The organism is [Pseudomonas] carboxydohydrogena, from assembly GCF_029030725.1.
GTDB lineage: Bacteria > Pseudomonadota > Alphaproteobacteria > Rhizobiales > Xanthobacteraceae > Afipia > Afipia carboxydohydrogena.
In genome coordinates this window covers 3,154,198-3,180,538 of record NZ_CP113162.1, presented here as the reverse complement: position 1 = coordinate 3,180,538, position 26,341 = coordinate 3,154,198, and the positions used below count along the sequence as shown (strand labels likewise).

The 26,341-nt window shown below is 63.4% G+C and carries 23 protein-coding genes; 15 read left to right on the top strand and 8 right to left on the bottom strand.

Annotation, left to right across the window (positions count from 1 at the left end; all coding sequences use genetic code 11):
- Positions 1 to 274: 274 nt before the first annotated feature.
- Positions 275 to 640, top strand: coding sequence for a DUF2794 domain-containing protein (locus AFIC_RS15380; protein WP_275247081.1), 366 nt, complete (start codon positions 275 to 277; stop codon positions 638 to 640).
- 3 nt (positions 641 to 643) lie between these two features.
- On the opposite strand, the gene AFIC_RS15375 is transcribed toward AFIC_RS15380, so the two are convergent.
- Positions 644 to 988 carry a carboxymuconolactone decarboxylase family protein gene (locus AFIC_RS15375; RefSeq protein ID WP_275247080.1) on the bottom strand — a complete coding sequence of 115 codons (345 nt, stop codon included), beginning with the start codon at positions 986 to 988 and terminating at the stop codon, positions 644 to 646.
- 70 nt (positions 989 to 1,058) lie between these two features.
- Here AFIC_RS15375 and AFIC_RS15370 point away from each other — a divergent pair, with 70 nt between their 5' ends.
- A complete protein-coding gene (locus tag AFIC_RS15370) occupies positions 1,059 to 1,364 on the top strand; it encodes an ArsR/SmtB family transcription factor (protein ID WP_275247079.1) in 306 nt (101 codons plus the stop codon).
- Between the two features lie 13 nt (positions 1,365 to 1,377).
- On the opposite strand, the gene AFIC_RS15365 is transcribed toward AFIC_RS15370, so the two are convergent.
- The 4 genes from AFIC_RS15365 to AFIC_RS15350 all read right to left on the bottom strand — a co-directional run bounded on the left by AFIC_RS15365 (position 1,378) and on the right by AFIC_RS15350 (position 6,252).
- Positions 1,378 to 1,908, bottom strand: coding sequence for a GNAT family N-acetyltransferase (locus tag AFIC_RS15365; RefSeq protein WP_275247078.1), 531 nt, complete (start codon positions 1,906 to 1,908; stop codon positions 1,378 to 1,380).
- A 109-nt stretch (positions 1,909 to 2,017) separates the two neighbouring features.
- Positions 2,018 to 2,809: a Bax inhibitor-1/YccA family protein gene (locus tag AFIC_RS15360; RefSeq protein WP_275247077.1), complete on the bottom strand. Its 792-nt coding sequence runs from the start codon at positions 2,807 to 2,809 to the stop codon at positions 2,018 to 2,020.
- A gap of 205 nt (positions 2,810 to 3,014) precedes the next feature.
- Positions 3,015 to 5,552 (bottom strand): ABC transporter permease, encoded by a 2,538-nt coding sequence (locus tag AFIC_RS15355; RefSeq protein WP_275247076.1) that lies wholly within the window; start codon positions 5,550 to 5,552, stop codon positions 3,015 to 3,017.
- Positions 5,545 to 6,252 (bottom strand): ABC transporter ATP-binding protein, encoded by a 708-nt coding sequence (locus tag AFIC_RS15350; RefSeq protein WP_275247075.1) that lies wholly within the window; start codon positions 6,250 to 6,252, stop codon positions 5,545 to 5,547. The genes AFIC_RS15355 and AFIC_RS15350 overlap by 8 nt, the downstream gene beginning before the upstream one ends.
- A gap of 49 nt (positions 6,253 to 6,301) precedes the next feature.
- Here AFIC_RS15350 and AFIC_RS15345 point away from each other — a divergent pair, with 49 nt between their 5' ends.
- The 7 genes from AFIC_RS15345 (at position 6,302) to lpdA (ending at position 16,087) form a co-directional block, all read left to right on the top strand.
- The gene (locus AFIC_RS15345; RefSeq protein ID WP_420833346.1) at positions 6,302 to 6,949 is read left to right on the top strand and encodes an arylesterase; all 648 of its coding nucleotides are present in this window, start codon (positions 6,302 to 6,304) and stop codon (positions 6,947 to 6,949) included.
- Positions 6,950 to 7,103: 154 nt separating this feature from the next.
- Complete coding sequence (gene thpR, locus AFIC_RS15340; RefSeq protein WP_275247073.1) at positions 7,104 to 7,682, top strand: RNA 2',3'-cyclic phosphodiesterase; 579 nt, start codon at positions 7,104 to 7,106, stop codon at positions 7,680 to 7,682.
- A gap of 59 nt (positions 7,683 to 7,741) precedes the next feature.
- Positions 7,742 to 8,920 carry a cell division protein ZapE gene (gene zapE, locus AFIC_RS15335; protein ID WP_275247072.1) on the top strand — a complete coding sequence of 393 codons (1,179 nt, stop codon included), beginning with the start codon at positions 7,742 to 7,744 and terminating at the stop codon, positions 8,918 to 8,920.
- A 131-nt stretch (positions 8,921 to 9,051) separates the two neighbouring features.
- A complete protein-coding gene (mdh, locus tag AFIC_RS15330) occupies positions 9,052 to 10,020 on the top strand; it encodes a malate dehydrogenase (protein ID WP_275247071.1) in 969 nt (322 codons plus the stop codon).
- Between the two features lie 276 nt (positions 10,021 to 10,296).
- Positions 10,297 to 13,248 (top strand): 2-oxoglutarate dehydrogenase E1 component, encoded by a 2,952-nt coding sequence (locus tag AFIC_RS15325; protein ID WP_275247070.1) that lies wholly within the window; start codon positions 10,297 to 10,299, stop codon positions 13,246 to 13,248.
- Positions 13,249 to 13,340: 92 nt separating this feature from the next.
- Positions 13,341 to 14,579, top strand: a complete 1,239-nt coding sequence (gene odhB, locus AFIC_RS15320) for a 2-oxoglutarate dehydrogenase complex dihydrolipoyllysine-residue succinyltransferase (RefSeq protein ID WP_275247069.1) — start codon at positions 13,341 to 13,343, stop codon at positions 14,577 to 14,579.
- A 107-nt stretch (positions 14,580 to 14,686) separates the two neighbouring features.
- A complete protein-coding gene (gene lpdA / locus AFIC_RS15315; protein WP_275247068.1) occupies positions 14,687 to 16,087 on the top strand; it encodes a dihydrolipoyl dehydrogenase in 1,401 nt (466 codons plus the stop codon).
- 60 nt (positions 16,088 to 16,147) lie between these two features.
- On the opposite strand, the gene AFIC_RS15310 is transcribed toward lpdA, so the two are convergent.
- Positions 16,148 to 16,738 carry a DUF4337 domain-containing protein gene (locus AFIC_RS15310; RefSeq protein WP_275247067.1) on the bottom strand — a complete coding sequence of 197 codons (591 nt, stop codon included), beginning with the start codon at positions 16,736 to 16,738 and terminating at the stop codon, positions 16,148 to 16,150.
- A 144-nt stretch (positions 16,739 to 16,882) separates the two neighbouring features.
- On the bottom strand, positions 16,883 to 17,848 hold the full coding sequence (locus AFIC_RS15305) for a tyrosine recombinase XerC (RefSeq protein ID WP_275247066.1): 966 nt from the start codon (positions 17,846 to 17,848) through the stop codon (positions 16,883 to 16,885).
- 149 nt (positions 17,849 to 17,997) lie between these two features.
- On the opposite strand from AFIC_RS15305, the gene AFIC_RS15300 reads away from it, so the two are divergent.
- Positions 17,998 to 20,172, top strand: coding sequence for a primosomal protein N' (locus AFIC_RS15300; RefSeq protein WP_275247065.1), 2,175 nt, complete (start codon positions 17,998 to 18,000; stop codon positions 20,170 to 20,172).
- Positions 20,173 to 20,325: 153 nt separating this feature from the next.
- Here AFIC_RS15300 and AFIC_RS15295 read toward each other — a convergent pair whose 3' ends face one another.
- Entirely contained in the window at positions 20,326 to 20,790 is a 465-nt protein-coding gene (locus tag AFIC_RS15295) for a septal ring lytic transglycosylase RlpA family protein (RefSeq protein ID WP_275247064.1), read from the bottom strand.
- A gap of 611 nt (positions 20,791 to 21,401) precedes the next feature.
- Between AFIC_RS15295 and AFIC_RS15290 the strand changes: the two genes are divergently transcribed.
- The 5 genes from AFIC_RS15290 (at position 21,402) to atpD (ending at position 26,338) form a co-directional block, all read left to right on the top strand.
- Complete coding sequence (locus tag AFIC_RS15290) at positions 21,402 to 21,962, top strand: F0F1 ATP synthase subunit delta (RefSeq protein WP_275247063.1); 561 nt, start codon at positions 21,402 to 21,404, stop codon at positions 21,960 to 21,962.
- Positions 21,962 to 23,494: a F0F1 ATP synthase subunit alpha gene (atpA, locus tag AFIC_RS15285; protein WP_275247062.1), complete on the top strand. Its 1,533-nt coding sequence runs from the start codon at positions 21,962 to 21,964 to the stop codon at positions 23,492 to 23,494. The genes AFIC_RS15290 and atpA overlap by 1 nt, the downstream gene beginning before the upstream one ends.
- A 95-nt stretch (positions 23,495 to 23,589) precedes the next feature.
- A complete protein-coding gene (locus AFIC_RS15280; protein ID WP_275247061.1) occupies positions 23,590 to 24,471 on the top strand; it encodes a F0F1 ATP synthase subunit gamma in 882 nt (293 codons plus the stop codon).
- A gap of 10 nt (positions 24,472 to 24,481) precedes the next feature.
- The gene (locus AFIC_RS15275) at positions 24,482 to 24,886 is read left to right on the top strand and encodes an organic hydroperoxide resistance protein (protein WP_002717544.1); all 405 of its coding nucleotides are present in this window, start codon (positions 24,482 to 24,484) and stop codon (positions 24,884 to 24,886) included.
- 21 nt (positions 24,887 to 24,907) lie between these two features.
- Positions 24,908 to 26,338, top strand: a complete 1,431-nt coding sequence (atpD, locus tag AFIC_RS15270) for a F0F1 ATP synthase subunit beta (RefSeq protein ID WP_275247060.1) — start codon at positions 24,908 to 24,910, stop codon at positions 26,336 to 26,338.
- Positions 26,339 to 26,341 lie beyond the last annotated feature (3 nt).

The window sequence follows — 26,341 nt, the reverse complement described above, 5'->3', positions numbered from 1 at the left end:
CGGATCGGAGACCAATCACAGGTGAGGAAGAAACCAAGAAAATAGACCCGATCCTGACGACCCCGGGGGGCTGGGGGCTGAGGAATCCGGTGCCGAAAGGACCGGGTCAACCAACGCACGAAGCCTCTCAAGCCCTGGCGGCGGCCGGGGGGCGGAAATCGGGCGGCATTATGATTTTTTCTAACGATGCCGTGAGAGCGGAGTGAGGCGAATTGGGGCTTGCGAAGCAGCCCGGCGCGGCCGATCATGTCATGCCGATGACACGGAGATGGGAATGGGGCTCGGCTCTGGCGATTTGGACGGTGAAGATCATCGGGCATCGGAGCGCGGCTGGGGTGCGCCGCCCGCAGCGGTCACTTTCAACCGCATTGAGCTCAACCGCATCCTCAATCTTTATGGGCGCATGGTCGCGGATGGCGAGTGGCGGGACTATGCGATCGACTTCCTGAAGGACCGGGCGGTGTTCTCGATCTTTCGCCGCTCCTCGGAAGTGCCGATCTACCGGATCGAAAAGGACCCGCGCCTCGCCCGCAAGCAGGGTGCCTACAGCGTGGTCTCGGCGAGTGGCCAGATTCTGCGGCGTGGCCACGAGCTCGAGCGCGTGCTGCTGGTGATCGACCGCAAGCTGGCGCTGGTGTGAACTTCACGCAGCCGCGAGTTCGTCATAGGCGCGCAGCGCGTTCGCCGCATACATCAGCGCCGGCCCGCCGCCCATGTAGACGCACATCGCCATCGCTTCGGCCACTTCCTCGCGGCTTGCGCCGAGTTCATGCAGCGCCTTCGCGTGGAAGCCGATGCAGCCATCGCAGCGCTGTGTGACGCCGATGGAAAGCGCGATCAGCTCCTTGGTTTTCTTGCCGATCGCGCCGTCGGCGCTGGCGCTTCTGGCGAGGGCATAGAACGCCTTCATGACGTCGGGGCTGAGCTTGGCGAGTTCGCGGGTATACTCGGAAATATCCTGGGTGATCGCTTTGTAATCCTTCGCCATCACACGTTCCCTTATTGACAATTCATGTTTTTATAATATTAGAAAAACATAATATGTAAAGAGGAGATCGATGGGTCTCATCGACGAAATGCCGCCCAAGGCGGATGCGGCTGCGGATTTTCTGAAGGGCCTGTCCAATCCGGATCGGCTTCTGATCCTGTGCGCGCTGTCGCAGGGCGAGCGCAATGTGACCGATCTGATCGAGACCACGGGCATCGCGCAAAGCTCGATGTCGCAACATCTGGCGAAGCTGAAGACGGAGGGCATTGTCGCGTCGCGCCGCGACCATCGCAAACTCTATTACGTCCTTGCCCATCCGGCTGCGCGCGCGGTCATGAAGGTTCTCTACGAACACTTCTGCAAGAAGCGGGGGTGAATGCTGCGGAATTTCAGCGCGCCGGCGTCGTCGCGCCGCCGTCGCCGAGCGCAAGCTGCATCTGCACGGAGTCGAGCCAGCGCCCGAACTTAAATCCGACATTCGGATGTGTGCCGATCATGGCGAAGCCCGCGCTTCGGTGCAGGCCGATCGAGGCGGCGTTGGCCGAGTCGCCGATCACCGCGATCATCTGGCGATAACCGTGCGCGGTGCATTGCGCGATCAGCTCATCGAGCAGTGCGCGGCCGATCCCGCGCCGGTAATAGGCCGGATCGAGATAGACCGAATTCTCCACCGTGTAGCGATAGGCGGGGCGCGGCCGGTAGGGCCCGGCATAGGCGTAGCCCGCGACATGCCCGCCGACATCGGCGACAAGATAGGGAAAGCCGCCGCCGGTAATGGCCGCAAAGCGGCGCATCATCTCGGCTTCGTCGGGCGGCGTCATCTCGAAGCTCGCGGTCTTCTCGCGGACCTCGAAAGCGTAGATCGCAGTGATGGCGGGAATGTCGGCGGCGGTGGCGGGGCGGATGGTGAAGTCGCTCATGGCGCGACCATAAATTTGCGCGGCTCAAAACGAAAGCTGCAAAAAGCGCCAAAACAAAAGCCCCGGCGGGGTGCGCCGGGGCTTGATCGCTGGAAGGCTGCCGCCTTGCTTAATCGCGCTGTCCCAGAAGCTGCAACAGCAGCGTGAACAGGTTGATGAAGTTCAGGTAGAGCGACAGCGCGCCGGTGATGGCGGCGCGTTCGGCGACGTCGCCGCCCATCGCGCCATAACCGTAGATGTAGTCGTTCTTCAGCCGCTGGGTGTCCCAGGCGGTGAGGCCCGCGAACACCAGCACGCCGACGATCGAGACGATGAACTGCAACATCGAGCTCGCCACGAAGATGTTGACGATGCTGGCGATGATGACGCCGAACAGGCCCATGATCAGGAACGAGCCCATGCCGGTCATGTCGCGCTTGGTGGTGTAGCCGTAGAGGCTCAACGCGCCGAATGCCGCCGCCGTGATGAAGAACACGCGCACGATCGAGGTGTGCGTGTAGACAAGGAAGATCGACGACAGCGAGACGCCCATCAGCGCCGAGAACGCCCAGAACAGCATCTGCGCGGTCTGCGGCCGCAGGCGGTTGATGCCGAAGGAGATGGCGAACACCATCACCAGCGGCGCGAAGATGAAGACCCACTTCAGCGGGCTCACGAACATCGCGACGCCGAACGAGGTCAGCATGGTGTTGCCGACCCGGCCAACGGCAGCGGCGCTGTCGGTGGTGACGGCGCCCATGTACACGCCGAGCGCGGCGAGGCCGGTGATGGCGAGGCCGATCGTCATGTAGTTGTAGATCTTGAGCATGTACGCGCGCAGGCCGGCGTCTACGGCAGCCGCGTCCACCCGCCCGGCAACATGGCCGAACGGCGAGGCGTAGTTACGATCCGAGTCCGACATTGTCGAAACCTCTTGGTTGACCGCCACCTACCGGGAGATGACGGCGGGAAAATCTGTCTCCGGCCGTTGAAGCATCATTCGACGCTTTATCGCGAATCCGGACCTGCTCCGTATGTGGGAGAATAACACATCACACGCAAGTCGTTCCGCGCGGCTGAATGTCGCAAAATATCTGTCATTGCAGCTTTTTAATGCATTGCAGATGCTAGAGATTGCGCAGAACCGCGGCCGGTTTCAACCGCAGGGCCATGAACGTCCCGATCAGGCCGAGGCCGATGGTTAATGCCAGGGCGGCGGCGGCCACCAGGGCTGCGTTGGCCGCCTCCCAGGTGAAGCTGAGGTGCATCAGCCGGGTCACGATCTGCCAGGCGGCAACCGACCCCGCCGCGACCCCGAATACCGCTGTGGCAAGCCCAATCAGGGCGTATTCAGCGGCATAAGCCCCGATGAGCTGGCGCCTGACCGCGCCCAGCGTTTTCAGGATCACGGCGTCATAGACCCGGTGGCGGTGGCCTGCCGCCAGCGCCCCGCCCAGAACCAGCAGGGCGGCCATCAGGGTCACGAGGCTTGCGCCCCGGATCGCGAGGGTCAGGTTGGTCACGATGTCGCCGATGCTCTTGAGCGCGTCGCGCACCCGTACGCTGGTGATGGAGGGGAAAGCGTGGGCGACCTCCCGGATAACATTTGCGTCATCGGCCGGGGTGGAGAGGTTCGCGGTCAGGGTGGCAAGGTCGGTGTGGGGCGCGCCGGCGAAGGTATTTGGAGAAAACACCAGCACGAAGTTGATCCCGAGGTTCTGCCAATCGACGCTGCGCAGGTTGCCGACCGTCGCGGTGATGTTGCGCCCAAGCACATTGACGGTGATCTCGTCGCCAAGGTGCAGGCTGAGCCCGTCGGCGATCTTCTGCTCCAGCGAGACCAGCGGCGTGCCGTTGTAGTCCGGGGCCCACCAGTGGCCCGCGACGATCTTGGAGCCCTCCGGCACTTTGTCGGCGTAGCTGATGCCGCGATCGCTTTGCAAAACCCACTCGGCGTCCGATGACGGCTTGAGCTGTTCGGCCGGAACACCCTTCACCGCGGTGATCCGTCCGCGCAGCATCGGCACCACTTCAACTTTGGCGTCGGGCGCGAGGCCGCCGACGAACCGGCTGAACTCCGCCGATTGCGCCGAGGGAATATCGAGAAAGTAGAATGACGGCGCGCGCTCGGGCAGCGCCGCGCTGAACTGGCGGCGCAGGTTGGCGTCGATCTGCGTCACCGTGACGAGGGCGGCGAGGCCGAGGCCGAGCGACAGCACCACCGAGGGCGTGAGGGCACCGGGGCGATGGATGTTCGTGAGCGCGAGCCGCAGCATGGTGTTGCGCGGACGCGGCACGCGCCGAGCGACCGCCATCGTGAGCCATGCGACGACGCGCAGCAGCAGGAATACGGCAAGGCTCACGCCGACGAAGATCGCCGCGATCTTTTTGTCATAGGCGAGCAGGACGGCCGCCGCCGCGAGCAGCGCGATGGCAGCCGCGGGCGCGATGAACTGGCGCAGGCGCGCGCGCGGCATCTCGCCCGAGACCTCGGCGCGGAACAACACGGCGGCGGGAATGTCCCGCACGCGCCCGAGCGGCCACAGCGCGAAGGCGAGCGCTCCGAATACGCCGTAGCCGAGCGCCAGCGCGAGCGTGCCGGGATGCAAGTTCGCCGCGATCGGCAGCGGCAGCAGATGGCCGAACAATGCGACCGCGATGTAAGGCAGCGCCGCGCCCAGCGCCGCGCCGATCAGCGAGCCGAGCAGTGCCAGTAGCAGCACCTGGATGAGATAGATCGCGAACACCATCGCAGCACTCGCGCCGAGCACCTTGTAGGTCGCGATCACGTCGCGCTTGCGCTCCAGATGGCTTCGCACCGCGTTGACGACGCCGATGCCGCCGATCAGGAGCGCGGCCAGCCCGACCAGCGTCAGGAACTGGGTGAAGCGCGAGACGTTGCGTTCAAGTTGCGGTGAGGCGTTGAGCGAGTTGCGGATTTCCCATCCGGCTTGCGGGAACTGCTGCCGCGCGCGGTCGGTCAATTGCGTCACCGCCGCCTCGCCTGGATTGGCGAGCCTGACGCGATAGGTCCAGCGCACCAGCGCGCCGGGTTGCAACAATCCCGTGGCCTGCAACGCATCAAGGCCGATGAGAAAACGCGGTCCGATGCTGATGCCGCCAAGCAGCTTGTCGGGTTCGGCGGTCAGGCTGCTGCAGATCTTGAAATTGGTTTGGCCGACGCTGACGGTATCGCCGACTTTCAGGTTCAATCGTGCCAGCAGCACCGGATCGACCGCCGCGCCATACATGCCGTCACGCTGGGCGAAGATGTCCGCGAGCGGCATCGCGGGATCGAGCGTCAGTTCGCCGAGCAGCGGATGATGGTTGTCCACCGCCTTGATGTCGATCAGCGTGAAATCGTCATGGGCGGTGCGGGCCATGCCGCGCAGCGTGGCGACGCGCGACACCTCGCCCTGTCGATGGAGGAAGGATAATTCCTGCGCGTTCGCCTCGCGCTGGGACAACGCGAAGGTGACATCGCCGCCGAGCAGCACGCGCGCCTGACGGCTCAGTCCGTCGCTCAGGCTTGCGGAGATCGAGCCGACGCCTGCGATGGCGAACACGCCGAGCGCGATGCAGGCGATGAAGACATAAAAGCCGCGCAAGCCGCCGCGCCATTCGCGCAACGCAAAGCGCAGCGCGAGGGATAAACCGCTACCCATCGATGCGGCCCGAGCGCAGCTTCACGGTGCGCCCACAGCGCCGCGCCAGTGAAGCGTCGTGCGTCACCAGCACCAGCGTGGTGTCGTGGGCCGCGTGCATCGCGAACAACAGATCGACGATCTGCTGGCCGGTCGCTTCATCCAGATTGCCGGTCGGCTCGTCCGCGAGCAGGATCGCGGGATCGGGCGCGAGCGCGCGGGCCAATGCAACGCGCTGCTGTTCGCCGCCGGAGAGTTGCGCTGGATAATGATGCAGCCGCTCGCCGAGTCCGACCGCCTGCAATTCGCGCGTGGCGCGTTCGGTCGCATCAGTTTTGCCCGCGAGTTCGAGCGGCACCGCGACGTTCTCCAGCGCGGTCATGGTCGGGATCAGGTGGAAGGACTGAAACACGATGCCGATCTCGCGGCCACGAAACCGTGCGAGGCCGTCCTCATCGAGGCCGTTGAAAGAGGTGCCCTGAATCACCACCTCTCCCGCATCGGGCCGCTCCAGTCCGGCCATGACCATGAGCAGCGTCGATTTGCCGGAACCTGAAGGCCCGATCAGCCCGACGGTCTCGCCGGCGCCGACGCGAAGATCGATCCCCTTGAGGATGTGCACTTTCGCAGCGCCTCGCCCGAGGGAGAGGTCGATGCCGGAGAGTGAAATAACGGATTGGTCCGTGAGGACCGTTTGCGAGGGTGCGGTGCGAGTATCCATGCGTTTGCCATATGGGGGTTCCATCGCCGGGGTCGAGAGGCTCACGCGGATGTTTTTGCTCACGATGGCGTTTGTTCTCGCCGGCTTTGGGGGTGTCGCGATGGCGCAAACGGCGAATCCCGCGCCCTTGAAGCTCGCGGTGCTCGGGGATTCCCTCACCGCTGGTTATGGCCTGCCGGCCTCGGCGGCGTTTCCCGTGCGTCTGCAACAGGCGTTGAAGGAGAAGGGCATCGCGGCGGAGATCGTCAATGCAGGCGTCTCGGGCGACACCGCGTCGGGCGGCCGCGACCGGCTCGACTGGTCGATTCCGCAGGGCACGCAGGCGGTGATCGTCGAACTCGGCGCCAACGACATGCTGCGCGGCATTGAGCCCAGGGTGACGCGCGCGGCGCTCGACCAAATTATTCAACGCCTGAAGGCGCGCGGCATCAAGGTTCTGTTGTGCGGCATGTATGCCGCTCCGAATCTCGGCGAGCCCTACGGCAAGGCGTTCAACAGCATCTATCCCGACCTCGCGACAAAATACGGCGTGGCCCTCTATCCGTTCTTTCTCGATGGCGTGGCTGACAATGCGGCGCTGAAGCAGGCCGACGGCCTGCATCCCACGGCGGCGGGCGTCGACGTGATCGTGCAACGCATTCTGCCTTCCGTAGAGGCATTCGTGAAGACATTGCCGCCGGTGCGGGCGGCGTTGTGAGGTGGATGCCTCGAAACTGTCCACCGGCTCGCTTCGCATCGTCATGTAGCTGCGTTACAAATGCGGCAATTGATTCGGGTGAGTGATTCGCACCCGGCTGCTCTCGCCAGCAATGGCGGCAGACCAGCACGGGGCACAGCGTCGAGGGAGTGCGATGCCTCGCTTATTCACTGGACTTGAGATCCCGCCCGACATTTCCCAATCGTTGTCGATGCTGCGTGGCGGCCTTCCCGGCGGCCGCTGGATCGATCCCGAAAATTATCACGTCACGCTGCGCTTCATCGGCGACATCGACGACTATGTCGCGCGCGAGATCGCGAACACGCTGGAGCGTGTCGACCGCAAACCGTTCGAGATCACGGTGCAGGGGCTCTCCAGCTTCGGCGGCAAGAAGCCGCGCGCGGTGGTCGCCTGCATCGCGCCGAGCCGCCCCCTGATGGAGTTGCAGGCGGAACTCGAACGGCTGATGCGCCGCTTCGGGCTTGATCCCGAGGGCCGGAAATTCATTCCTCATGTCACGCTGGCGCGGCTGCGCGATGCGTCGAGCCGCGATGTGGCCGATTATCTCTCGGTGCGGGGCTATTTCCCGGCGAAGACATTCATCGCCTCGCGCTTCGTGCTGTTTTCCTCGCGCGCCTCCGTCGGCGGCGGGCCGTATGTGATCGAGGATACATACGCGTTTTCGTCTCATGACACGGATCGCGGCCTCCAGAGACGATATTCCGTTTTATAACGCGGCGTTCGACCTCCGTAGCGGTTGCATTTTTTGTTGCGGTGGGGCCGGTTGCGGGCATGGATGTTTCCTCGCCGCCATCGCTGCGCGCCCGTTACGAGCAGCTCATCGCTTCGCGCGCCATCGAGCCCGATGCCGCGCAGGCCGAGGCTGTTTCAAAACTTGAAACGCTCGAGGAGCATCTCGACCGCTACAAGCCGCGCAAGCAGGGTCTGTTCGGACGATTGTTCGCCGAGGGCACGCCGCCGCCGCGCGGGCTGTACATCCACGGCGAAGTCGGCCGCGGCAAGACCATGCTGATGGATCTGTTTTTCCAGAGCAGCACGGTGATCTACAAGCGCCGTTCGCACTTCCATGAATTCATGAGCGATGTGCACGACCGCATCTTCAATTTCCGGCAGAAGATCGCCGGGCGCGAGATCGCCGATGCCGATCCGATCCATCTCACCGCGAACTCGATCTTCGAGGAAGCGTGGCTGTTGTGCTTCGACGAATTCCACGTCACCGACATCGCCGATGCGATGATCCTGGGACGGCTGTTCGCGCGGCTGTTCGAGCTTGGCACCGTGATCGTCGCGACCTCGAACGTGGCGCCGGAAGATCTCTACAAGGGCGGCCTCAACCGTGCGCTGTTCCTGCCCTTCATCGCCGACATCGAGGAACGGATGGAGGTGCTGCGGCTCGATGCGCGCACCGACTACCGGATGGAAAAACTCTCCGGCATTAAAATGTGGCTGGTACCGGATGATAAAACAGCCGCGGCGAAGCTCGATGCCGCCTGGCTCAAGCTCACCGGCAGCAAGGATGCGCCGCCGCGCGACATCGCGCTGAAAGGCCGCGTGCTGCACATCGATCATTCCGCGCATGGCGTCGCGCGATTCACCTTCGAGGATTTGTGCGAGCGCCCGCTCGGGCCTCCGGATTATTTACGCATCGCGCGCGACTACCACACGGTCCTGATCGACCATGTGCCGGTGATGGAATTCGAGGAGCGTAACCCCGCCAAGCGCTTCATTTCGTTGATCGATGCGCTTTACGACAACAAGGTGAAACTGATGGCCTCGGCGGCGGCCGAGCCGTCCGCGATCTATCGTTCCGAGGAAGGCGTCGAGGCGCGCGAATTCGCGCGCACCGTGTCGCGCATCATCGAGATGGGATCGGATTCGTACCTCGCTCTGCCGCACGGTCGCAGCGATTCCGCCGCCAGCGGCGCGTCCACGGGCCTGGTCGAAACTTGATCTGCATCATTTGCGTTTCAAAAGCCGGAAAACCGGGGCATCCTCTGGCCCCAAGGTTGACTTGAACGGTCCTGCCGAAAGGTTTAACGGGGTTGCGACTTTCCCGTCACCTTCTTCACAAGGACATTCTCATGGCACGTAACAAGATTGCGTTGATCGGTTCTGGCCAGATCGGCGGCACCCTTGCCCATCTCGTCGGCCTGAAAGAGCTCGGCGACGTCGTGATGTTCGACATCGCCGAGGGCATCCCGCAGGGCAAATCGCTCGATATCGCGCAGTCCTCGCCGATCAGCGGGTTCGATGCCGAGATGAAAGGCACCAATTCGTATGAGGCGCTTGCGGGCGCGGATGTCTGCATCGTCACCGCCGGCGTGCCGCGCAAGCCCGGCATGAGCCGTGACGATCTTCTGGGCATCAATCTCAAGGTGATGGAACAGGTCGGCGCGGGCATTTCGAAATACGCCCCCGACGCCTTCGTGATCTGCATCACCAACCCGCTCGACGCGATGGTGTGGGCGTTGCAGAAGGCGTCCAAGCTGCCCGCGAAGAAAGTGGTCGGCATGGCCGGCGTGCTGGATTCGGCGCGCTTCCGTTATTTCCTCGCCGACGAGTTCAATGTTTCGGTCGAGGACGTCACCGCGTTCGTGCTCGGCGGTCACGGCGATTCCATGGTGCCGCTGACGCGCTATTCCACCGTCGCGGGCATCCCGCTGCCGGACCTCGTGAAGATGGGCTGGACCTCGCAGGCGCGGATCGACGAGATCGTCACCCGCACCCGCAACGGCGGCGCCGAGATCGTCAACCTGCTCAAGACCGGCTCGGCTTTCTATGCGCCGGCGGCGTCCGCCATCGCGATGGCGGAAAGCTATCTGCGCGACAAGAAGCGGGTGGTGCCGTGCGCGGCCTATCTCAACGGCGAGTACGGCGTGAAGGACACCTATGTCGGCGTGCCGGTGGTGATCGGCGCCAAGGGTGTCGAGCGCGTCGTCGAAATCGAGCTGACGGGCAAGGACCGCGAAGCCTTCGACAAGTCGGTCGAGGCCGTGCAGACCCTCACCGACGCCTGCAAAAAAATCGCACCTGATCTGCTCGGAAAATAAGTCGCAGATCGCGAAAGCGCGGCGTCGCGCCGCACGTTTCCAGAATGTCAAACGGCCGGGTATTGCCCGGCCGTTTTCTTATGAGAATTCGTCATCTGGTATTTAAAACACCAGAATATAAATACCGCATAATACGAATTTCAAATTCATATCTTGTGTCGTTTCTTCGCGAACTTTTGCCTCAAATAGCGTACAGAGTGCGAGGATCACATCGATGCAGCAGAACTGAACGCAAGGTTCAGTTTTCTTGCTGTATCCAGCCCATCAGGACGCGATATGTCCCGCCAGGACGCGAACGCCAATTTCGCTCTTACTTCCTTCCTCGACGGCGCCAATGCCACCTACATCGACGAGATGTACGCCCGCTACGAGACGGACCCTTCCTCGCTCGATCCTGAATGGCAGTCGTTCTTCAAAAGCCTCAATGACGCTCCCGCCGACGTCGAGAAGAATGCGCGCGGCCCGTCGTGGGAAAAGCCGAACTGGCCGCTGTCGCCCAGCGACGATCTGACCAACGCGCTCGACGGCAACTGGGCGCAGGTCGAAAAGGTGATGGGCGACAAGATCGCCAAGCGCGCGGCCACCGCCACGCCGGCCGGCGGCACCGGCACGCAGGACATCTTGCAGGCGACGCGCGATTCGGTTCGCGCCCTGATGCTGATCCGCGCCTATCGCATGCGCGGTCATTTCCATGCCAATCTCGATCCGCTCGGCATTCAGGAGCAGATCGGGCACGAAGAACTCGATCCGAAATCCTACGGCTTCACCGACGCCGATTACGACCGCAAGATCTTCCTCGATCATGTGCTTGGCCTCGAATATGGCTCGCTGCGCGAGATCGTCACGATCTGCGAGCGCACCTACTGCCAGACGCTCGGCGTCGAATTCATGCACATCTCCAACCCGGAGCAGAAGGCATGGATTCAGGAACGCATCGAAGGTCCGGACAAGGAAATCAGCTTCACCCGCGAAGGCCGCCGCGCGATTCTGATGAAGCTCGTCGAAGCCGAAGGCTTCGAGAAGTTCTGCGACCTCAAGTTCACCGGCACCAAGCGGTTCGGTCTCGACGGCGGTGAGGCTCTCATTCCCGCGCTCGAACAGATCATCAAGCGCGGCGGCAATCTCGGCGTGCGCGACATCGTGTTCGGTATGCCGCATCGTGGACGTCTCAACATCCTGACACAGGTGATGGGCAAGCCGCACCGCGCGCTGTTTCATGAATTCAAGGGCGGCTCCGCCAATCCCGACGAAGTCGAAGGCTCGGGCGACGTCAAATATCACCTCGGCGCCTCATCCGATCGCGAGTTCGACAACAACAAGGTCCACCTGTCGCTGACGGCGAACCCGTCGCATCTCGAGATCGTCGATCCGGTGGTGCTCGGCAAGACCCGCGCCAAGCAGGACCAGAACGAGGACCCGGAGCGGCTCTCGGTCTTGCCGCTCCTGATGCATGGCGACGCGGCGTTCGCGGGACAGGGCGTGGTGGCGGAATGCTTCGCGCTGTCGGACCTGAAGGGCTATCGCACCGGCGGTTCGCTGCATTTCATCGTCAACAACCAGATCGGCTTCACCACCTATCCGCGTTACTCGCGTTCCTCGCCGTATCCCTCCGACGTGGCGAAGATGATCGACGCGCCGATCTTCCACGTCAACGGCGACGATCCCGAAGCGGTGGTGTTCGCCGCCAAGGTCGCGGTCGAATTCCGGCAGAAATTCCACAAGCCGGTCGTCATCGACATGTTCTGCTACCGCCGGCATGGCCACAACGAAGGCGACGAGCCTGCGTTCACCCAGCCGGTGATGTACGCCAAGATCGGCAAGCACCCCTCCACGCTCGATATCTATTCCAGGCGGCTGATCGCCGATGGCGTGGTGACCGAGGGCGAGGTCGATAAGGCCAAGGCCGATTGGCGCGCGCGGCTCGATGCCGAGCTTGAGGCCGGCGGGGGCTACAAGCCGAACAAGGCCGACTGGCTCGATGGCAAGTGGACCGGATTCAAATCGTCCGAGGCCGGCGTCGAACCGGGCCGCGTGATCACCGGCGTGCCGCTCGAACAGCTCAAGGACATCGGCAACAAGATCACCGTGGCGCCCGAGGGCTTCCACCTGCATCGCACGGTGCAGCGGTTCCTTGAAAACCGCGCCAAGGCGATCGATAGCGGCGAGGGCATCGACTGGGCGACCGGCGAGGCGCTGGCGTTCGCCTCGCTGATGCGCGACGGCCACAATGTCCGCCTGTCGGGGCAGGATTCGGAGCGCGGCACGTTCTCGCAGCGTCACTCGGTGCTGTTCGACCAGCAGGACGAGAGCCGCTACACGCCGCTCAACCATCTCGGCGGCAAGGTCGGCCAATACGAGGTCATCAACTCCGCGTTGTCCGAGGAGGCGGTGCTTGCGTTCGAATACGGCTACTCGCTGGCCGAGCCGAACACGCTGACGGCGTGGGAAGCGCAGTTCGGCGATTTCGCCAATGGCGCGCAGGTGGTGTTCGACCAGTTCATTTCCTCGGCCGAGCGCAAATGGCTGCGCATGTCCGGCCTCGTCTGTCTGCTGCCGCATGGCTATGAAGGGCAAGGGCCGGAGCATTCATCGGCGCGTCTGGAGCGCTTCCTGCAAATGTGCGCGGAAGACAATATCCAGGTCGCCAACCTCACCACGCCCGCGAATTATTTCCATGTCCTGCGGCGTCAGCTCGCGCGCGAATTCCGCAAGCCGCTGATCCTGATGACGCCGAAGTCGCTGCTGCGGCACAAGCGCGCCGTGTCGAAACTCGAGGAGTTCGGGGCCGACACCTCGTTCCACCGCATCCTGCGCGACGACGCTGAGGCGGGCGGCGAGATCAAGCTGGTGGAGGACGCCAGGATTCGCCGCGTCATCCTCTGCTCGGGCAAGGTCTATTACGATCTTCTCGAGGAGCGCGAGAAGCGCGGCATCGACGATATCTATCTGCTGCGCATCGAACAGCTTTATCCGGTGCCGCTGAAGACGATGGTGCAGGTGCTGGAACGCTTCAAGGGCGCGGAGTTTGTCTGGTGCCAGGAAGAGCCGCGCAACATGGGCGCCTGGCACTTCATCGAGCCGTATCTGGAGTGGGTGCTCAATCAGATCGGTGCGGCGAACAAGCGTCCGCGTTATGCCGGACGTGCCGCCGCCGCCGCGACCGCGACCGGGTTGATGTCGAAGCATCTCGCCCAGTTGAAGGCGTTCCTTGACGAGGCGCTCGGCTGAGACAATTTTGAAGGCGGTGCCTTTGCGCCGCCTTGTCGTTTTTTTGATCGCGTTGGCGGCACCTGCCGCCGAAAACGCAAAAAGGGCAAGACATGGCTGAAATCCGCGTTCCGACACTCGGCGAATCCGTCACCGAGGCCACCATTGGCCGCTGGTTCAAGAAGACCGGCGATGCCGTCGCCGTCGATGAACCGCTCGTTGAACTGGAGACGGACAAGGTGACCATCGAGGTGCCGGCGCCCTCCGCCGGCACGCTGGGCGAGATCGTCGCCAAGGATGGCGAGACGGTCGCGGTCGGCGCGCTGCTCGGCCAGATCACCGAAGGCGCGGGCAAGCCCGCCGCTGCGAAAGCCGCCGAACCGGCCCCCGCGAAGGCCGCCGCTCCGGCGGCTGCCGCACCCGCTCCGGCGCAGAAATCCCCGCCCGCCGATGCGCCGCAGGCTCCCTCGGTCCGCAAGCTCTCGGCCGAGAGCGGCATCGATGCGGGGACTGTGCCCGGCTCCGGCAAGGATGGCCGCGTCACCAAGGGCGACATGATGGCCGCGATCGAGAAGGCGGCCTCGTCGCCGACGCCGATCAACCAGCCCGCCGCCTCGTTGCAGGTCCGCGCGCCTTCGCCGGCCGACGACGCCGCGCGCGAGGAGCGGGTGAAGATGACGCGGTTGCGCCAGACCATCGCGCGCCGCCTCAAGGACGTGCAGAACACCGCCGCGATGCTGACGACCTTCAACGAGGTCGACATGACCAACGTCATGGCGCTGCGCGCGCACTACAAGGACCTGTTCGAGAAGAAGCACCATTCCAAGCTGGGCTTCATGGGCTTCTTCGTGAAGGCCTGCGTGCAGGCGCTGAAGGAGGTGCCCGCCGTCAACGCCGAGATCGACGGCACCGACCTCGTCTACAAGAACTATTATCACGTCGGTGTCGCGGTCGGCACCGACAAGGGCCTTGTGGTGCCGGTGGTGCGCGAGTGCGATCACAAGTCGATCGCGCAGATCGAGACGACGATCGCCGATTTCGGCAGGCGCGCGCGCGACGGCCAGCTCAAGATCGATGAGATGCAGGGCGGCACCTTCACCATCACCAATGGCGGCATCTACGGCTCGCTGATGTCGACGCCGATCCTCAACGCGCCGCAGGCCGGCATTCTCGGCATGCACAAGATCCAGGAACGGCCGGTCGTGGTCGGCGGCAAGATCGAGATCCGCCCGATGATGTATCTAGCGCTGTCCTACGATCACCGCGTCATCGACGGCAAGGAAGCGGTGACCTTCCTTGTGCGGGTCAAGGAAAACCTCGAGGACCCGGCGCGGCTCGTGCTCGATCTGTAATTGCCTTTTCCATCGCGTCCGGTCTCGTGCCGGGCGTTCATGTCTCGATGCGGATGGTTGGGGCAAACCGGCCCCGACGATGAAAAGCTCGTTCGGAGTTGTCTCTCATGTCTTTCGATCTCGTCGTTATCGGCACCGGCCCCGGCGGTTACGTCTGCGCGATCCGCGCGGCACAGCTCGGCATGAAGGTCGCGGTGGTCGAGAAGAACCCGACCTTCGGCGGCACCTGTCTCAACATCGGCTGCATTCCGTCCAAGGCGCTGTTGCACGCGTCCGAGCGCTTCGAGGAAGCGGCCCACATGCTGCCGAAGATGGGCGTCGGCGTCGGTGCGCCGAAGCTCGATATGGCCGCGCTGATGAAGTTCAAGGACGACGGCGTCGACGGCAACGTCAAGGGCGTCGGCTTCCTGTTCAAGAAGAACAAGATCGAGACCTTCACCGGCACCGGCCGCATCGCCGCGCCCGGCAAGGTCGAGGTCAAGGGCGCGGACGGCAAGACGCAGGTGCTGGAGACGAAGAACATCGTCATCGCCACCGGCTCGGATGTCGCGAAGCTGAAGGGCGTCGAGATCGACGAGAAGCGTATCGTCTCAAGCACCGGCGCGCTGAAGCTCGAGAAGGTGCCGGAAAAGATGCTGGTGATCGGCGCGGGCGTGATCGGCCTCGAACTCGGCTCGGTGTGGCGGCGCCTCGGCGCCAAGGTCACCGTGGTCGAATTCCTCGACCGCATCATTCCGGGCATGGATGGCGAGATCGCGAAGTCGTTCCAGCGCATCCTCGAGAAGCAGGGCTTCGAATTCAAGCTCGGCAGCAAAGTGACCGGAGTCGATTCCTCCGGCAAGACGCTGAAGGTGAACATCGAGCCCGCGGCAGGCGGCAAGAGCGAAACACTGGAGGCCGATGTGGTGCTGGTCGCGATCGGCCGCGTGCCCTACACCGATGGTCTCGGCCTGAAGGAAGCAGGTGTTGAGCTGGATCAGCGCGGCCGTATCAAGACCGACGCCCATCTTGCGACCAACGTGAAGGGCATCTACGCCATCGGCGATTGCATCGCCGGGCCGATGCTCGCGCACAAGGCGGAGGACGAAGGCGTCGCGGTGGCGGAAATTCTCGCGGGGCAGGCCGGTCACACCAATTACGACGTGATCCCGAGTGTGATCTACACCTCTCCGGAAGTGGCCTCGGTCGGCAAGACCGAGGAAGACCTCAAGCAGGCGGGCGTCGCCTACAATGTCGGGAAATTTCCGTTCACCGCCAATGGCCGCACCAAGGTGAACCAGACCACCGATGGTTTTGTGAAAATTCTCGCCGACGCCAAGACGGATCGCGTATTAGGTGCGCACATCATCGGCGCGGAAGCGGGCGAGATGATCCACGAATGCGCGGTGCTGATGGAATTCGGCGGCGCGGCGGAAGATCTCGCGCGCACCTGCCACGCGCACCCGACCCGTTCCGAAGCCGTGAAGGAAGCGGCGATGGCGGTCGCCAAGCGCGCCATTCATATGTGAGCGCGCGAACGGCGTTTGAGATTAAAAAGGTCGCGGCAGGATTTCCTTCCGCGGCCTTTTTTACATCAAATGCACCGCATGCGGCGCGAACACACCGATCGCGGTGAAGCCGATGCCGATCAGCGCCAGAAGGCCCGACCCCCAGGCCAGCGCCATCATGCCGGTGATGATGGTGGCCGAGGCCAGCACGATGCCGATCTGGAACGCCGCCGAGGCGAGTTCAAAATGATGATAGCGGGCCGAGGCGAGATCGCGGTCGTGCTCGGCATGCTTGGCGCGCGCGGCCAGTTGCTCGGAACCTTCGCCGGTCTCCGGTTCGGAGCGGTAACGCGCCGCCGTCTTCTGCCAGATTTCGATCTGCTTGGCTGCGGCGGTTTTCAGCGCCTCGTCGGAGGACGAGTCGCTTGTGACCTTCAACTGTTCGACGGCGGTCTGCACCTGGGTGCGGCGGATGCTTTTCGCCTGGAAGAAGGCCCAGAGGTTGGCGGCCTCGACGTTCTTGCTGATGGCCTCGGTCTGCGCGCTCTTGCCGAGCGTTTCGGAAAAGGCGAGGCACAACGCGATGATCGCGATCAGAAGGGCGATCTTCTTGTTGGAGCCGGATGCATGTTCGGCATGCTCGGCGTGTTCCATGCTCTCATGAGCGCTCATCGATGATTCTCCGCTATGATGCGCCACGATTGAACCAAGGCCGTGACCGGCGCAAGACCACCGGGCGATGGACACGGATTTTTTAAAAAGCCCGCACGATACATTGTTCAGGGCGGGTTCATTCAGGGGAATTTTGCGGGGAGGTCAGGCGCGGGGGTGGGCGCTCTGGTAGACGTCCATCAGCCGTTCGGCGTCGATGCCAGTATAGATCTGGGTGGTGGAGAGCGAGGCGTGGCCGAGCAATTCCTGAATGGCGCGCAGGTCGCCGCCGCGCGACAATAAATGTGTCGCAAACGAGTGGCGCAACGCATGCGGCGTGGCGCTGTCGGGCAGGCCGAGCGCGCCGCGCAGCCGCTCCATCGTCAACTGGATGATGCGGGGCGACAATGGTCCGCCGCGCGCGCCGACGAACACCGGTTTTTCCGGCGCGAGCGGATAGGGGCACTGGGCGATATAATCCTGCACGGCCTCCAGCACGCCTTGCAGCACCGGCACCATCCGCGTCTTGTTGCCTTTGCCCGTCACCGTAATGACGTCGCCGCGTCCCGGCTCGGGAATGTCGCGGCGGTTGAGCCCGAGCGCTTCGGAAATGCGCAGGCCGGAGCCATACAGCAGCGCCATCACGGCGGCGTCGCGTGCCCAGATCCATGGCGGACGATCCTCACCCGCGCGGATGTCGGCGTCGGTCAGGTTGCGCGCGGCGGAGACGGCGAGCGGCTTCGGCAGCGTCTTTGAAATCTTCGGCGCGCGGATCGCGGACAGCGCACCGACCTTGCCCTTGCCTTCGCGCTCGAGAAACCGGCCGAACGAGCGCAGGCCCGCGAGCGCGCGCATCAGGGAGCGCCCGCCGATGTCGTCGGCGCGTCGCGACGCCATGAAGGCGCGCACGTCGCTTGCCTCGATGGCGGCGAAGGCTTTCAGCGAGACCGGCTTGCCCCAATGCTCCGCCAGAAACGTCAGGCACTGGCGCAAGTCGCGCTCATAGGCTTCCAGCGTCTTGGGCGACAGCCGCCGCTCGCTTTTCAGATGCGCGAGCCAGCGCGCCGCCTCGGCCGCAATGTCGGCGGTGGCGGGCAGGATCGTGTCTCGGTCGCGTTTTGGCTTCGGCATGCCGCCTGACATATATTAAGTGAAGGCGAGAATCGCTCGCCGGGATATCGTGGCAAGGCTCAACCCCGAAGGATGGCGGCCGCCGCGCGGTTGCGATACTCACACCGGGCCGTTTATCCTTTGTTAAATCGCCACGCCGGAAAGCCCTCATGCCCAGACGAGTTGTCGAAGTCCTCGTCCCGGTGGCGCTGAACCAGACCTATTCCTATGGCGTGCCTGATGGCCTCGATCTCGCGATCGGCGATGTCGTGACCGTGCCGCTCGCGGCGCGCGAAGTGACAGCGGTGGTCTGGGGCGACAATGCCAATCCCGATCCCCGCCTGCACAACCGGCTGAAGGATGTAAGCCACAAGCTCGACGTGCCGCCGCTGCGCGAGGAACTGCGCCGGTTCGTCGATTGGGTGTCGAACTACACGCTGGCCTCGCGCGGCATGGTGGCGCGGATGACGCTGCGGATGGGCGAGCATCTCGGCCCCGAGCGCGTGCGCCTCGGCGTGCGTCGCGTTGGCGATCCGCCGCAGCGGATGACGGCGGCCCGCGCGCGCGTGCTCGATTTGCTCTCGGACAGGTTGCTGCGCGCGAAATCCGAAGCCGCGCAGGAGGCAGGCGTCAGCGCGTCGGTGATCGACGGACTTGTCGATGAAGGCACGCTCGCGGTCGAGCCGATGCCGCGCGAAAAACCGATGCAATCGCCGGACCCTTCATTCGCCGAGCCGGATTTTTCCCCCGAGCAGGGCGAAGCCGCCGCGAAGATGCGCGCGCTTGCCGCACAGGACGATTTCGCGGTCGCGCTGATCGACGGCGTGACGGGCTCTGGCAAGACCGAAGTCTATTTCGAGGCGGTTGCCGAGATCATCCGCAAGAAACGTCAGGCGCTGATCCTGATGCCGGAAATCGCTCTGACGGGGCAATTCCTCGAACGCTTCGCGCAACGCTTCGGCGTGCGGCCCGTTGAATGGCATTCGGAGCTGACCCCGCGCACGCGCGCGCGCAACTGGCTCGCGGTCGCCAACAACGAAGCGCAGGTCGTGGTCGGCGCGCGCTCGGCATTGTTTCTGCCTTACGCGGATCTTGGATTGATCGTGGTCGATGAGGAGCACGATCAGGCCTACAAGCAGAGCGACGGCGCGCATTATCATGCCCGCGACATGGCGGTGGTGCGCGGACACATCGCGAAGATTCCGGTGGTGTTGTCGTCGGCAACGCCATCGGTCGAGACCGAAGTGAACGCGCGCACCGGGCGCTACCGGCGCATCGCGCTGCCGCAACGTTTCGGTGGCCAGCACATGCCGCATATCGAGGCGATCGATCTCAAGCGCGAAGGCCCGCAGCGCGGGCGCTTCATCTCGCCGCCGCTCGCGGAAGCGGTGAAGTTCGCGGTGGAGCGCAAGGAGCAGGCGTTGCTGTTCCTCAACCGCCGGGGCTACGCGCCGCTGACATTATGCCGGGCCTGCGGCCATCGTTTCTCGTGCAACATCTGCGATGCCTGGCTGGTCGATCATCGTTTCCGCCAGCGGCTCGTCTGTCATCATTGCGGGTTCTCGATGCCGCGCCCGCGCTTGTGCCCGCAATGCGGTGCGGAAGAATCGCTCGCCGCTATCGGTCCCGGCGTCGAGCGCTTGCAGGAAGAAGCCGCGAGTCTTTTCCCCGAAGCGCGCACCATGGTCCTCTCCAGCGACCTCATCACCGACATCGAGACGATGCGCTCCGAACTCAACGAGATCGCGGAAGGCCGCGTCGATATCATCATCGGTACGCAACTGGTGGCGAAGGGACATAACTTTCCGCGCCTCAATCTGGTTGGCGTGGTCGATGCCGATCTCGGGCTCGGCAATGGCGATCCGCGTGCCGCCGAACGCACCTTTCAGTTGCTCAATCAGGTGATCGGACGCGCCGGGCGCGAGCAGGGGCGCGGCGTCGGCTATCTGCAAACGCATCAACCCGAGCATCCGGTGATGAAGGCACTGGTCGCCTCTAACCGCGAGGCGTTCTACGACAGCGAGATCGAGGCGCGGGAGCGCGCGGGGTATCCGCCGTTCGGCCGGCTCGCGGCGCTGATCGTTTCGGCTTTGAACCGGCCCGATGCGGAGGGCTTCGCGCGCAAGCTCGCAAGCCTTGCGCCGCGCGACGAGCATGTCGTGGTGCTGGGGCCGGCGGAAGCGCCGCTCGCCGTCATCAAGGGGCGCTATCGTTTTCGCCTGTTGGTGAAATCGTCGCGCGGGTTCGATTTGTCGGGCTATCTGCGGACGTGGCTCGCGGAAGCGCCGAAGACCAAGGGCAGCCTCACGCTCGAAGTCGATATCGATCCGCAGAGCTTTTTGTAAGGGCTAGTCATTCCGGGGCGCGAGCGCTTGCGAGCGAACCCGGAATCTCAATGTCCGGAATGACGCGGGACATAGCGCTTTCCTCAAAATGAAAGAGCCGGCATTCGCGCCGGCTCTTACTCATACTCAACTCAACTTACGCAGACGCAACACTTACTGAACTTCCGCGACCACCCGGCCGACGCCGCGGCCGGTGAGGCCGATGGCGTGCGCGGCACCCTTGGAGAGGTCGAGCACGCGGCCGCGGATGAACGGGCCGCGATCGTTGACCGTCACGACGACGCTGCGGCCGCCATGGGTGACCTTGAGGCGGGTGCCGAAGGGCAGGGTGCGGTGCGCGGCGGTCATGGCGTTCTGATTGAAGCGCTGGCCGGAGGCGGTGCGGCTGCCCGACTCGTTGCCGTAATAGGAGGCCATGCCGGAAAACGTGCGGCCGGAATGACGCGTGGATAACGGGACGTCGAGGGAAGCGTTGGCTTCGCGCCAGGACTTCTTGTGACTGCGGGCTTCGCTTGCCTGGGTGCTGAGACCGAGAACACAAACCACCGAGAAAGCGGCCAGCGAGGTATTCCGAATCGCAGAGGTTGCGCGCGGCGCCTTCCTCGAAGATCTCAACATCAAGTCGTCCTTATGCCTGTTTATCCATCCAGCGAGCAGGCTATAGATGGCCATTGTTCGCCTGTCGGCTGGTTCTTCGATCAATAAGGCATAAGCAGGGCGCTTGATTAAGTTCCGTACTCCTTCACATATTTGGAGAAAACAAGGCGATTAGCCTGAGTAATGTATAGATACTTTATCTATACATTAGATATACGATTAAGTGAGAATATATACTCAATAGCCAAGTTAAAATCCGGTCTCGCGCAGTAAGCGGCAAAGCGGGATTAAGGGCTCCAGCCATAGCTATTTTGCATATCGGCATGAGCTGAACGGGATGCTCTGCATGGCGGCGGGCTTCAGACTCGCGACTTCGGCCATCGCGCCGGATCAGCCTTCGGATCGCGGGCGTCTGCGACTTTCGATTTTCGACTGGTGGTTATGGTCATATTGCGCCTGCCAGCGCCCTATGTTAGCAAGCGCGCGATTTCACGATGCTGAATTTATCGGTTCGATCGGAAATCGAAGTCCAGCTTGAATCTCAAGGACTTACATCGCTTGGCGCGAACTCATGGCGCCTGTCCAGCGGCGATGGTTTTTTCTTGGGACCTTCAACAGCAGAAGAGCATTTCGTGGCTACTGACGATACCTCAGTTTCAGGCGTGGCCGGACGGTACGCCACTGCCCTTTTCGAACTGGCACGGGACCAGAAATCCATTGATTCGGTCCGTGCCGACATCGACAGATTCGCCGGCCTGCTCGCCGAGAACGCCGATCTGACGCGGCTTGTGCGCAGCCCGGTTTTCACCGCGCAGGAGCAGGGCAAGGCGCTCGACGCCGTGCTCGCCAAGGCCGGCATCGGCGGCATCGCCGCCAATTTCCTGAGAGTTTTGACCGCCAATCGCCGCCTGTTCGCGGTGAATGACGTGATCCGCGCGTTCCGCGTACTGGTGGCGAAATTCCGTGGCGAAGCCACGGCGGACGTCACCGTCGCCGAACCGCTCAACGACAAGAATCTCGACGCGCTGAAGGCTTCGCTGAAGTCAGTGACAGGCAAGGACGTCGATCTCAACGTGAATGTCGATCCCTCGATCATCGGCGGGCTTATCGTCAAGCTCGGCAGCCGCATGGTCGATAGTTCGCTTCGCACCAAACTCAATTCGATCAAGAACGCGATGAAAGAGGCAGGCTGATGGACATCCGCGCCGCGGAAATTTCCGCAATCCTCAAGGACCAGATCAAGAATTTCGGCCAGGAAGCCGAAGTTTCCGAGGTCGGTCAGGTTCTCTCCGTCGGCGACGGCATTGCCCGCGTCTACGGTCTCGACAACGTCCAGGCGGGCGAAATGGTCGAGTTCGAGAACGGCACGCGCGGCATGGCGCTGAACCTTGAAAGCGACAACGTCGGTATCGTTATTTTCGGCGCCGACCGCGAGATCAAGGAAGGCCAGACCGTCAAGCGCACCCGCGCCATCGTCGATACGCCGGTCGGCAAGGGACTTCTCGGCCGCGTCGTTGACGCTCTCGGCAATCCGATCGACGGCAAGGGCCCGATCCAGGCGACCGAGCGCAAGCGCGTCGACGTCAAGGCCCCCGGCATCATTCCGCGCAAGTCGGTCAGCGAACCGATGGCGACCGGCCTCAAGGCTGTGGACGCTCTTATTCCCGTCGGCCGCGGCCAGCGCGAGCTGATCATCGGCGACCGTCAGACCGGCAAGACCGCGATCGCGCTCGACACCATCCTCAACCAGAAGCCGCTCAACGTCGCGGGCGCGCCGGAAAGCCAGAAGCTGTATTGCGTTTACGTCGCGATCGGCCAGAAGCGTTCGACCGTCGCGCAGTTCGTGAAGGTTCTCGAGGAGCAGGGCGCGCTGGAATATTCCATCGTCGTCGCCGCGACCGCCTCGGACCCCGCGCCGATGCAGTATCTCGCGCCGTTCACCGGCTGCACCATGGGCGAGTACTTCCGCGACAACGGCATGCATGCCGTCATCATCTATGACGATCTGTCCAAGCAGGCCGTCGCCTACCGTCAGATGTCGCTGTTGCTGCGCCGCCCGCCGGGCCGCGAAGCCTATCCGGGCGACGTGTTCTACCTGCACTCCCGCCTCCTGGAGCGTTCGGCGAAGCTGAACGACAGCCTCGGCTCCGGCTCGCTGACCGCTTTGCCGGTCATCGAGACCCAGGCCAACGACGTGTCGGCCTACATTCCGACCAACGTGATCTCGATCACCGACGGCCAGATCTTCCTCGAAACCGATCTGTTCTTCCAGGGCATCCGCCCGGCGGTGAACGTCGGTCTGTCGGTGTCGCGCGTCGGATCGTCGGCGCAGACCAAGGCGATGAAGAAGGTTGCCGGCAAGATCAAGGGCGAGCTCGCGCAGTACCGCGAAATGGCGGCGTTCGCGCAGTTCGGCTCCGATCTCGACGCTTCGACCCAGCGCCTCCTGAACCGCGGTTCGCGCCTGACCGAACTCCTGAAGCAGCCGCAGTTCTCGCCGCTGAAGATGGAAGAGCAGGTCGCCGTGATCTGGGCCGGCACCAACGGCTATCTCGATGCGCTGCCGCTCAACAAGGTGCGCGCGTTCGAGGACGGCCTGCTGTCGCTTCTGCGCGGCAAGCACATCGATCTTCTCAACGCGATCCGCGACTCGAAGGATCTGTCGGACGACAGCGCCGCCAAGCTCAAGAGCGTGGTCGACGGCTTCGCCAAGTCGTTCGCGTAAGTGTCATGGCCGGACTTGTTCCGGCCATTCTTTGAAGTGGCAGGACGTCTTAACGATCGGATCGATGGTCTGATTGCCGGAGTGAAATAGAGAGAATGGCTTCGCTCAAGGACATGCGTGTCCGCATCGCCTCGACCAAGGCGACGCAGAAGATCACCAAGGCCATGCAGATGGTCGCGGCCTCCAAGCTGCGCCGCGCGCAGACCGCAGCCGAAGCCGCGCGGCCTTATGCCGAGCGCATGGATGCGGTGATCTCCAATATCGCGAGCGCGGCGGCTGGCTCCGACAGCGCGCCGTTGCTGCTGACCGGCACCGGCCGCGATCAGGTTCAGCTTCTGCTGGTCTGCACCGGCGAGCGTGGCCTCTCCGGCGCGTTCAACTCCTCCATCGTGCGCCTCGCCCGCGAGCGCGCGCTTGCCCTGATGAATCAGGGCAAGGAGGTCAAGTTCTTCTGCGTCGGCCGCAAGGGCTACGAGCAGCTTCGCCGCCAGTTCGAAAAGCAGATCGTCGGCCACATGGAGCTGCGCTCCGTGAAGGTGCTCGGCTACAAGAACGCCGAAGAGATCGCCAGGAAGATCGTCACGATGTACGAGGCGGGCGAATTCGATGTCGCCACGCTGTTCTACGCGCAGTTCAAGTCGGTGATCGCGCAGGTGCCGACCGCGCAGCAGGTGATCCCGCTGGTGGTCGAGGCCAAGCAGGAGACCGCAGCGTCGGCGTCCGCCGTCTACGATTACGAACCGGAAGAGAACGAGATTCTCGCCGACCTTCTGCCGCGCAATCTCGCGATCCAGATTTTCCGCGCGCTTCTGGAAAACAACGCCTCGTTCTACGGCGCACAGATGAGCGCGATGGACAACGCCACCCGCAACGCGGGCGACATGATCAAGAAGCAGACCCTGATCTACAACCGCACCCGACAGGCGATGATTACGAAGGAACTGATCGAAATCATCTCCGGCGCCGAGGCAATCTGAGGAGATCGCCATGTCCTATTCGACCAAGGCAACGACTTCCGGCGGCCGCAACGGCCGCGCCGTTCTCGACAATGGCGGCCTCGCGCTGGCGATGGCGCTGCCCAAGGAACTCGGCGGCAACGGCGACGGTCACAATCCCGAGCAGTTGTTCGCGCTCGGCTGGTCGGCCTGTTTCGGTCAGGCGATTCTCGTGCTCGCCAAGAAGCACGGCCTCGACGGTCAGGCCGCGAAAGTGACCTGCGACGTGACCCTCAACGTCAACGACGGCGCGTTCTCGCTCGCCGCTGAACTGAAAGTCGCCCTGCCGGGCGCCGACAAGGCCAAGCTTCAGGCCCTGATCGAGGATGCTCACACGATTTGTCCGTATTCGAAGGCGACCAAGGGCAATGTGCCCGTCAAGCTGACCGCCGTCTAAGTTATCAAGGAGAGAGTTTCCATGGCCCAACCCGCCAACCAGGTCGGACGCATCACGCAGGTCATCGGCGCCGTCGTCGACGTGCAGTTCGACGGCTATCTGCCGGCGATTTTGAACGCGATCGAAACCAAGAACCAGGGCAACCGCCTCGTTCTCGAAGTCGCGCAGCATCTCGGCGAATCCACCGTGCGCGCGATCGCGATGGACACCACCGAGGGTCTGGTGCGCGGCCAGGAAGTCACCGACACCGGCTCACCGATCAAGGTGCCGGTCGGCGAGGGCACGCTCGGCCGCATCATCAACGTCATCGGCGAGCCGGTGGACGAAGGCGGTCCGGTCAAGGCGGAAGGCACCCGCGCGATCCATCAGGAAGCGCCGGCCTACACCGAGCAGTCCACCGACGCTGAAATTCTCGTCACCGGCATCAAGGTCGTCGACCTTCTCGCTCCGTATGCGAAGGGCGGCAAGATCGGCCTGTTCGGCGGCGCGGGCGTCGGCAAGACCGTGCTCATTCAGGAACTGATCAACAACGTCGCCAAGGCTCACGGCGGTTATTCGGTGTTCGCCGGCGTCGGCGAGCGTACCCGCGAAGGCAACGACCTCTATCACGAGTTCATCGAATCCGGCGTGAACAAGAAGGGCGGCGGCGAAGGATCGAAGTGCGCCCTCGTGTACGGCCAGATGAACGAGCCGCCGGGCGCCCGCGCCCGCGTCGCTCTCTCCGGCCTCACCATCGCGGAAGACTTCCGCGACAAGGGTCAGGACGTGCTGTTCTTCGTCGACAACATCTTCCGCTTCACGCAGGCGGGTTCGGAAGTGTCGGCGCTCTTGGGCCGTATTCCTTCGGCGGTGGGCTACCAGCCGACGCTCGCCACCGACATGGGCGCGCTGCAGGAGCGGATCACCACCACCACCAAGGGCTCGATCACCTCGATCCAGGCGATTTACGTTCCGGCCGACGACTTGACCGACCCGGCGCCTGCGACCTCGTTCGCGCACTTGGACGCGACCACGACGCTCAACCGTTCGATCGCTGAAAAGGGAATCTACCCGGCGGTGGACCCGCTCGACTCGACCTCGCGCATGCTGTCGCCGCTGGTTGTCGGCGACGAGCACTACGCGGTCGCTCGTCAGGTGCAGCAGATCCTTCAGCGCTACAAGGCGTTGCAGGACATCATCGCCATTCTCGGCATGGACGAATTGTCGGAAGACGACAAGGTCACGGTCGCGCGCGCCCGCAAGATCGAGCGCTTCCTGTCGCAGCCGTTCCACGTCGCCGAAATCTTCACCGGTTCGCCGGGCAAGTTCGTCGAACTCGCCGACACCATCAAGGGCTTCAAGGGTCTTTGCGAAGGCAAGTACGATCACCTGCCGGAAGCGGCCTTCTATATGGTCGGCACCATCGAGGAAGCCGTCGAGAAGGGCAAGAAGCTCGCAGCGGAAGCGGCGTAATCA

Bases quoted from the DNA above. Each gene is read 5' to 3' on its own strand.
- AFIC_RS15380 (WP_275247081.1), top strand. From the start codon at position 275: ATGGGGCTCGGCTCTGGCGATTTGGACGGTGAAGATCATCGGGCATCG.
- AFIC_RS15375 (WP_275247080.1), bottom strand. From the start codon at position 988: ATGGCGAAGGATTACAAAGCGATCACCCAGGATATTTCCGAGTATACC.
- AFIC_RS15370 (WP_275247079.1), top strand. From the start codon at position 1,059: ATGGGTCTCATCGACGAAATGCCGCCCAAGGCGGATGCGGCTGCGGAT.
- AFIC_RS15365 (WP_275247078.1), bottom strand. From the start codon at position 1,908: ATGAGCGACTTCACCATCCGCCCCGCCACCGCCGCCGACATTCCCGCC.
- AFIC_RS15360 (WP_275247077.1), bottom strand. From the start codon at position 2,809: ATGTCGGACTCGGATCGTAACTACGCCTCGCCGTTCGGCCATGTTGCC.
- AFIC_RS15355 (WP_275247076.1), bottom strand. From the start codon at position 5,552: ATGGGTAGCGGTTTATCCCTCGCGCTGCGCTTTGCGTTGCGCGAATGG.
- AFIC_RS15350 (WP_275247075.1), bottom strand. From the start codon at position 6,252: ATGGATACTCGCACCGCACCCTCGCAAACGGTCCTCACGGACCAATCC.
- AFIC_RS15345 (WP_420833346.1), top strand. From the start codon at position 6,302: ATGTTTTTGCTCACGATGGCGTTTGTTCTCGCCGGCTTTGGGGGTGTC.
- thpR (WP_275247073.1), top strand. From the start codon at position 7,104: ATGCCTCGCTTATTCACTGGACTTGAGATCCCGCCCGACATTTCCCAA.
- zapE (WP_275247072.1), top strand. From the start codon at position 7,742: ATGGATGTTTCCTCGCCGCCATCGCTGCGCGCCCGTTACGAGCAGCTC.
- mdh (WP_275247071.1), top strand. From the start codon at position 9,052: ATGGCACGTAACAAGATTGCGTTGATCGGTTCTGGCCAGATCGGCGGC.
- AFIC_RS15325 (WP_275247070.1), top strand. From the start codon at position 10,297: ATGTCCCGCCAGGACGCGAACGCCAATTTCGCTCTTACTTCCTTCCTC.
- odhB (WP_275247069.1), top strand. From the start codon at position 13,341: ATGGCTGAAATCCGCGTTCCGACACTCGGCGAATCCGTCACCGAGGCC.
- lpdA (WP_275247068.1), top strand. From the start codon at position 14,687: ATGTCTTTCGATCTCGTCGTTATCGGCACCGGCCCCGGCGGTTACGTC.
- AFIC_RS15310 (WP_275247067.1), bottom strand. From the start codon at position 16,738: ATGAGCGCTCATGAGAGCATGGAACACGCCGAGCATGCCGAACATGCA.
- AFIC_RS15305 (WP_275247066.1), bottom strand. From the start codon at position 17,848: ATGCCGAAGCCAAAACGCGACCGAGACACGATCCTGCCCGCCACCGCC.
- AFIC_RS15300 (WP_275247065.1), top strand. From the start codon at position 17,998: ATGCCCAGACGAGTTGTCGAAGTCCTCGTCCCGGTGGCGCTGAACCAG.
- AFIC_RS15295 (WP_275247064.1), bottom strand. From the start codon at position 20,790: ATGTTGAGATCTTCGAGGAAGGCGCCGCGCGCAACCTCTGCGATTCGG.
- atpA (WP_275247062.1), top strand. From the start codon at position 21,962: ATGGACATCCGCGCCGCGGAAATTTCCGCAATCCTCAAGGACCAGATC.
- AFIC_RS15280 (WP_275247061.1), top strand. From the start codon at position 23,590: ATGGCTTCGCTCAAGGACATGCGTGTCCGCATCGCCTCGACCAAGGCG.
- AFIC_RS15275 (WP_002717544.1), top strand. From the start codon at position 24,482: ATGTCCTATTCGACCAAGGCAACGACTTCCGGCGGCCGCAACGGCCGC.
- atpD (WP_275247060.1), top strand. From the start codon at position 24,908: ATGGCCCAACCCGCCAACCAGGTCGGACGCATCACGCAGGTCATCGGC.